The organism is Streptomyces sp. MMG1121, from assembly GCF_001280015.1.
In the GTDB taxonomy this organism is placed as follows: domain Bacteria; phylum Actinomycetota; class Actinomycetes; order Streptomycetales; family Streptomycetaceae; genus Streptomyces.
Genome location: NZ_LGDV01000212.1, coordinates 23579 through 29811, shown reverse-complemented (window position 1 = coordinate 29811; position 6233 = coordinate 23579). Strand labels below are relative to the sequence as shown.

Annotated in this window: 5 protein-coding genes and 1 pseudogene; 3 read left to right on the top strand and 3 right to left on the bottom strand. The window is 69.2% G+C overall.

The window, feature by feature from the left end; all coding sequences use genetic code 11:
• Nucleotides 1-590: 590 nt before the first annotated feature.
• Nucleotides 591-1048: pseudogene (locus tag ADK64_RS29640) on the top strand (helix-turn-helix domain-containing protein); the annotation flags it as partial.
• A 472-nt stretch (nucleotides 1049-1520) separates the two neighbouring features.
• On the opposite strand, the gene ADK64_RS29635 reads toward ADK64_RS29640, so the two are convergent.
• Nucleotides 1521-1898, bottom strand: a complete 378-nt coding sequence (locus ADK64_RS29635) for a nuclear transport factor 2 family protein (protein WP_053663874.1) — start codon at nucleotides 1896-1898, stop codon at nucleotides 1521-1523.
• A 222-nt stretch (nucleotides 1899-2120) separates the two neighbouring features.
• On the bottom strand, nucleotides 2121-3014 hold the full coding sequence (locus ADK64_RS29630) for a LysR family transcriptional regulator (RefSeq protein WP_053663873.1): 894 nt from the start codon (nucleotides 3012-3014) through the stop codon (nucleotides 2121-2123).
• Between the two features lie 92 nt (nucleotides 3015-3106).
• Here ADK64_RS29630 and ADK64_RS29625 point away from each other — a divergent pair, with 92 nt between their 5' ends.
• Entirely contained in the window at nucleotides 3107-4195 is a 1089-nt protein-coding gene (locus ADK64_RS29625; RefSeq protein WP_078992912.1) for an alcohol dehydrogenase catalytic domain-containing protein, read from the top strand.
• Between the two features lie 47 nt (nucleotides 4196-4242).
• On the opposite strand, the gene ADK64_RS29620 is transcribed toward ADK64_RS29625, so the two are convergent.
• A complete protein-coding gene (locus tag ADK64_RS29620) occupies nucleotides 4243-4797 on the bottom strand; it encodes a citrate/2-methylcitrate synthase (RefSeq protein ID WP_053663870.1) in 555 nt (184 codons plus the stop codon).
• A gap of 269 nt (nucleotides 4798-5066) precedes the next feature.
• On the opposite strand from ADK64_RS29620, the gene ADK64_RS29615 reads away from it, so the two are divergent.
• Entirely contained in the window at nucleotides 5067-6152 is a 1086-nt protein-coding gene (locus ADK64_RS29615) for an RICIN domain-containing protein (protein ID WP_053663868.1), read from the top strand.
• Nucleotides 6153-6233: the final 81 nt, after the last annotated feature.

The following is a 6233-nucleotide window of genomic DNA, read 5'->3' as shown; positions in this document are numbered from 1 at the left end:
AGCATCCATGGCACCGCCCTTCCGCAGCGGTGACAGCGTAGGCACTCCGGGCCACGGTCGGCCCGGAGGCCAGACGGACGTGGGCTGGTAAGTCCCCCCTTTGGCCGGATCGACCCTCAACACGGCCGCGGGTGGTGACGTGTGAGGGGCCCGGCCCTGAGCACGCGTTCCGGCCGGTGGACGGGGAGCGGCTGTGCCGGGAGTACGGGACGGCCGCCGCCGTCCCCCGGACCCCGGCGCGGGCTCCCGGCCACCCCCTCCGGCCAACCCCGGCGGGACGGCCGTACCGCTGGCAGCCCGGTCACCCCCGGCCCAACCCTCGCCGGGGGCACCGGCACCTGTGGCGGCATCGGGGGCACCGGCACCGACGGCGGGCGCGGCAGGTGCGGGTGAGGACCGAGGCGACGTGCGCCCCCCTCTGCAATTCCTCGTCCCAGGTTCATCGCCGACGTTCAAGGGCCATGACCCGCCCAACATCCCTGCCCGCCGGGGCCATTGGGCGGTCAGTGCTGTGACCGTGAAGGTTCGCCGGGTTGGTGGTCGCGACGGTTGGAGGTGCCGTGACGTCCGATCCGATCGCTGGAGGCACGGTGGCTGAGCCTGTCCGTGCACGCAGACTGACCGACCAGGAGGGGCAGAAGCTGCAGCAGATCGTGCGCCGGGCAGCACGAGTTCGGTGCGCTACCGGCGCGCGATGATGCTGCTCGCCTTGGCGGGCGGGAACCGGGTGCCGGTGATCGCCCAGCTGGTCCAGGCCGACGAGGGCACCGTGCGCGATGTGATCCACCGCTTCAACGAGATCGGCCTGGCCTGCCTGGACCCTCAGTGGGCGGGAGGCCGTCCCCGACTACTCAGTCGTGACGACGAGGACTTCGTCATCCGGACGGCCACCACTCGCCTCAGCAAGCTCGGCCAGCCCTTCACCCGCTGGTCGATCCGCAAACTCGCCGCCTACCTGGGGAAAGCGCACGGACGTGTCATCCGCATCGGCCGTGAAGCGTTACGGTGCCTGCTCCGGCGCCGGGGCATCACCTTCCAGCGCACCAAGATCTAATGGGCGGTGACGGGAACGGTCAAGGCCCAACCAAGACCAGGGTTGAGGACCCTTCTCCCAGACCGGCCTGACCGGTCCCGTCCGGGGCGCAGCCGTCGGCGTCGATGGATTCCTCCTGGGCCCCGAGGCTCGACCCTCTTGAATACAGACGGGAGCCACTGCTGTTCCCGACGTCCCGGCCAGGCTGCCGAGTGCCGGCGCCAGCGCGATGCCTACCCACGGTCAGGGCCGCAGCCACCCCGCGCAAACCCAGGCACCGCACCGCTACCTGCGCTGGCGCAACACCAACGCCCGCCATCCCGACGTACTCGCCGCCCAACGCAAGGAACGTGCCCGCATCCGCAGCGAAAAGGGCATCCGCTGGGGCGGACACCTCCTCAACACCGCAGGCTGGCCAACTGCGAACCGCAGCCCCCGAGCGCCGAAGGGGGCAAGTTCAGGAGAAGGACTGCGACAGAAGGATGACTCAGGAGGCGGACGGCTTGATCTCCCCCGCGAAGACGATGACCTGGTCGATGAGGCTCCGTCGCAGATGGACGACGTCCGTTCCCGCCAGGCGGGGGCCTCCATCCGGCGTGGTGAAGACCCACTGGTACCGGGCCCACTCGTCAGGCATGTCCACCGCTGAGCAGCGCACCATCGTGCCGGTCCCCGCCGGGTGGCGTCGGATGTCCAGCACGAACCGCTCGACCGCCGCGATTCCTTCGCTGCGGCCCAACGGCCCCCAGAAGACCACGTCTGAGGTCAGGGCCTGGGAGAGCAGGGCAGTCACATAGCTGTCGTCCGAGGCGTTGAACGCGGAGATGAACGTGTCGATCGCGGAGCGTGCGGTCTCTTCCTGCATGCACCAGTAATACCAGCCGTTTCGCATGCGCTCGTCCCGCGAGCCGCCTTCCGACCACGGTGAACCATCCCGGTCACAGCACTAGCTGCTCCCGTGACCTGGCCCGGCCTTGCCAAAGACGTTCCTCTGCCCCGGGTTCGAGAGGCAGTCAGATCCACGGCTGGGCGAGGTTCACTTGCCACAGCCGCGTCGAGTGTCCCCGTCGGGGGCTACGGCGACGGGTCAGACAGCCGACGTGATCGCTCGGGTGACGGCAGAGATTCCCGGGGCCGGCGGGCCGGGCAGCCGCGCCACGAGAATGCGGCGGACTTCGGGAGGCACGCCGTCGACGTGCAGCAGGCTCACGCCGGTCGGCAGCACCGTCGACATGCGGGAGGGCACAGTTGTCACGCCGAAACCGCCGGCGACCAGCTGCAGTTTCGTCAGCCAGTCGCGCGCGGTGTGGACGATGCGGGGCCGCCCGGGCAGGCCGGGCCAGACACCGAGCAGGGGCTCGGAGTTCGATGACGGGGTGGCGATCCAGGGCGCGTCGACCAGCTCGTCGACGTGCACGGCGCTGCGGCCGGCGAACACACCGGTGGCCGACACGCCCACGAGCAGTTCGGTGTCCTCGACGGTGTCGATGTGCAGCCGGGGTGACTCGCCGTCCGACGGCCGGTGCGGCGGGCGGGACGTCAGTACGGCGATGTCGATCGAACCCGCCCGCAGAGCCCGGATCAGGCCGGGTGTGGTGCCCTCACGCGTGGTGACCGTGACCTGCGGGCTGGCCGCCGCGAGCCGGGTGAGCGCGGTGGGCAGGATCACTGCACCGGCGCTCAGGAACACCCCGGCCCGTACCAGTTCGCTCTGCGGGGCGGCACCGGTGAGGTCGCGCTCGGCCTCCGCGACGGAGTCCAGGATCGTACGGGCGTGCCGCAGCAGGGCCAGGCCGGCGGGCGTGAGCCGCACCCCGTAGGGACGGCGCTCGAACAGGACGGCGCCCGCGCTGCGTTCGAGGGCTGCCGCCTGGCGTGAGACCGCCGACTGGGTGTAGCCGAGCCGGGAGGCCGCCGCGGTGAAGCTTCCCGACTCCGCGACCTGTCGCAGAACCCGTAGTGCCGTGCTGGAGAAGTCCATGCGCACTACGCATACCACAGATGCCAGATCGTCGCTTGGCGCATGCCAGCTGTGCTCCTAGCCTCGGAACGAGCCATCAAGGAGGTCAGCAGATGCGAGCAGCAGTCCTGACGGAGTTCGGTGCCCCGCTCACCGTGCAGGAGGTACCCGATCCCCGGTCGAGCGGCGGCGAGGTGGTGGTGGAGGTTCTGGCGACCTGTGTCCCGCCCTACGCCGAGGAGGTCTTCAGCGGCCGGCGGAACTACCCGCTCGTGCCTCCCGTGGTCCCAGGAGTCGGCGGGGTGGGGAGGGTCGTCAGCGTCGGACCCGACGCCACCCGGCTGCGCGTCGGTGACCTGGTGTGGTGCGACTGCACCGTCCGCTCCCGTGACGATGCGCTGACCCCCGACATCACACTGCAGGGCTGGAGCTCCCGCGGCGAGGGCGGCGCCCGGCTCGCCCGGTATCTGCACGACGGGTCATTCGCCGAGTTCATGCGGGTGCCGACGGAGAACGTCTACCCCCTGCCCGCGGAAGCGGGGTACGATCCCGTGCGCTGGTCCTCGCTCGGCGTGTACGTGATCCCCTACGGTGGACTGCTCGCGGGCGGACTCGAAGCCGGCGAGACGCTCCTCGTCAGCGGGGCCACCGGGAACCTCGGCAGCGCCGCCGTCGCCGTGGCTCTGGCCATGGGCGCAGGCCGGGTGATCGCACCGGGCCGCAACCGTGTCGCGCTCGGCCTCCTCGCCGACCGATTCGGCCGACGCGTGCGCCCCGTGACACTGACCGGGGACGAGGCCGCCGACCACGCGGCCCTGTCCGCCGCGGCCGAGGGCCCGATCGACATGGTGATCGACCTGCTCCCGCCCTCGGCACCCAGCTCCGCGTCGCGTGCGGCGGCCATGACCGTCCGCGAGTACGGCCGTATCGTCCTCATGGGCGGCGTCGGCATGCTCGGCGGCGCGGACCTCGCCTTGCCCTACCCGTGGATCATGCGCAACTCGGTCACCGTGCGCGGGCAGTGGATGTACCCCCGCTCCGCAAACGTCGGCATGATCCGGATCATCGTGTCGGGTGCGCTCGATCTCGCTCTCGAACGGGTCCGGACCTTCCCCCTCGACGCCGTCAACGACGCCGTCGCGTACGCCGCCACGCACGGCGGGCCGTTCGACCGCACCGCCCTCACCCCGCCCGTCGGCTGACAAGATCGGCTGACCTCTGCACATCCCGCCCGGACGGGCCGCGGCCCTCACGAGAGGGGAGGGGGGACTGCTGCTCGGCGCGGGTCCCGGGGGTGGAAGCGGTGGCCGGAGCCGGAGACAGGCCGGTGGCCGGTGCGATCACGGTCCGCCAGCTCCGGTGCGGCCAGCGGGAGTTCGGTGCCGGCTCGCTCGCTGTCCGGCAATGAGGCGAGGACCTCCATGCTCTGCTGGCCGGAGCCGCCGTGGGTGTCACCGAGCGGGTTGACGCGGGTGGCGACGGCGCTGGTGAGGCCGAGGCCGCAGGTGGCGGCCATGGGGGCGGCGGCGATGGAGAGTGCCTGGGGGCCGTGGTCGACGGCTGCGACCAGGGCGGCCTCCAGCAGGCGGGACTGAGCGGCGGTGGGGAGTCCGCCGCGCAGCATCGGCCAGACCTGATCGGTGAAGGAGAGCTGTCCGATCAGCTGCTTGACGGGGTAGCCGCGCAGCAGGATCTCACCGGGGTGGACAGGGCGCCTGGGCGGCGAACTCCCCATCGCCGTCGTCTGTCCGGAAGCGGTGCTGCTCTCCGCGAAACGCGGATTCTGGGTGGCAGTCGCCTTCACCCTGTCCTGATATCTGCCTGCGCAAGGCCGGTGTTTTATCAAGGGTCAACACAACCTGGACCCATAGCGCAGGCGAGGGCTGAGCGACAGATGTCCTTTGAGCTGAGAATTGGTACACACTGCGTATTGAGCCGCCACCTATCGTTTATTGGCCAATGCGAAACAAACCTGGCATTGCCGCTGTGCGGCGTCGTTAGAGTCTTCCTCCTCGTGAGCTCTGCCGAGGAGGAAGGCAGTAGCTCTTCCGCGACCGCACTGAGGAGCCGACAATGAAGTTCGGGCCGGGCAGGACGTATCAGATCGTCAACAAGCGCAACGGGCTGGCGTTTACACCGGCGAGCTGGTCAACCAGGCCCAGCAAGGTGGAGCAGTACCACAAGGGAACCTCGGCGGGTGACCGCAGCAAGCAGGCGTGGCACATGTTCCCCATGGACAACGACACGTACCTCATCGTGAACAAACACAGCGGATTAGCCCTCACGCCCCAAAGCTGGTCGACCGGGCCCGCCGACCTCGAGCAGTACCACATCGACAGCACCGCGAGCCTGGAGTTCCAGCTGTGGTACCTCGTTCCCCGCGGCGACGGGTACGCCCAGATCGTCAACAAGCGGACGGGGCTGGTGATCACACCCGAGAGCTGGTCGGACAGCCCCCGCAAGCTCGACGTGTGGTACCGGGAGAACAGCGGCAGCCCGCTCGACGCGCAGTCGTGGAAGTTCGAGATCGTCGACGAGTACAAGCCCGTCATCGACCTCCAGCCCATCGATATGCCGGTGGGCGGGATCGGTGACGTGAACCGATTCACGAGTCACAGCCAGCCGCTCCCGCTGCGGACGCAGGAAGTCCTGATCGGGCAGACCGCGGTGCCGTTCGCGGTACAGGACGGCGGCGGCTCGGCGGGCGACCAGTCCCAGAACAACCCCTACCTCGTCATCAAGCGGTACGGGTACTGGGAGCAGGTGTTCTTCTACGAGCACGCCGGCAACTCGGAGCACGAGGAGGTCAAAGAGACGACTGTCGGCCTCACGAAGACGAGCGCCACGGAGGTGGAGAGGTTTACGGGCATCTCGGTTACCGCAGAGGCGAGCTTTGCCTACAAGGGATTCTCGGCAGGGCTCAGTTCAACCGTCACCAGCAGTCTGAAGACCACCTATTCCTCCAGTGAGACGCATGAGCACTGGGTCAAGGACACCATCAGGAGGACCTACGCCAACAATGGAAGGCGGGTTTCCGAGGCGTTGTGGTATCGGGGAGACAAGTACGTCGCTCAACGAATGGACGGTAGTCCCGTCGTCGAGTGGGAGACGCGGACCAAGGAGTTTTCCGTGCTGGACGGCTGGCCGCAGACCTTCTGACCGAGTGCTCGGCCGGCCAGTGACAGTCTGACGCTCCCGCCCGCCGCGGTTCACCGCCGTCGGCCACATGCCTGATCCCGG

Excerpts from the sequence above, each read along its gene's own strand:
- ADK64_RS29635 (WP_053663874.1), bottom strand. The coding sequence starts at position 1,898 with ATGCAGGAAGAGACCGCACGCTCCGCGATCGACACGTTCATCTCCGCG.
- ADK64_RS29630 (WP_053663873.1), bottom strand. The coding sequence starts at position 3,014 with ATGGACTTCTCCAGCACGGCACTACGGGTTCTGCGACAGGTCGCGGAG.
- ADK64_RS29625 (WP_078992912.1), top strand. The coding sequence starts at position 3,107 with ATGCGAGCAGCAGTCCTGACGGAGTTCGGTGCCCCGCTCACCGTGCAG.
- ADK64_RS29615 (WP_053663868.1), top strand. The coding sequence starts at position 5,067 with ATGAAGTTCGGGCCGGGCAGGACGTATCAGATCGTCAACAAGCGCAAC.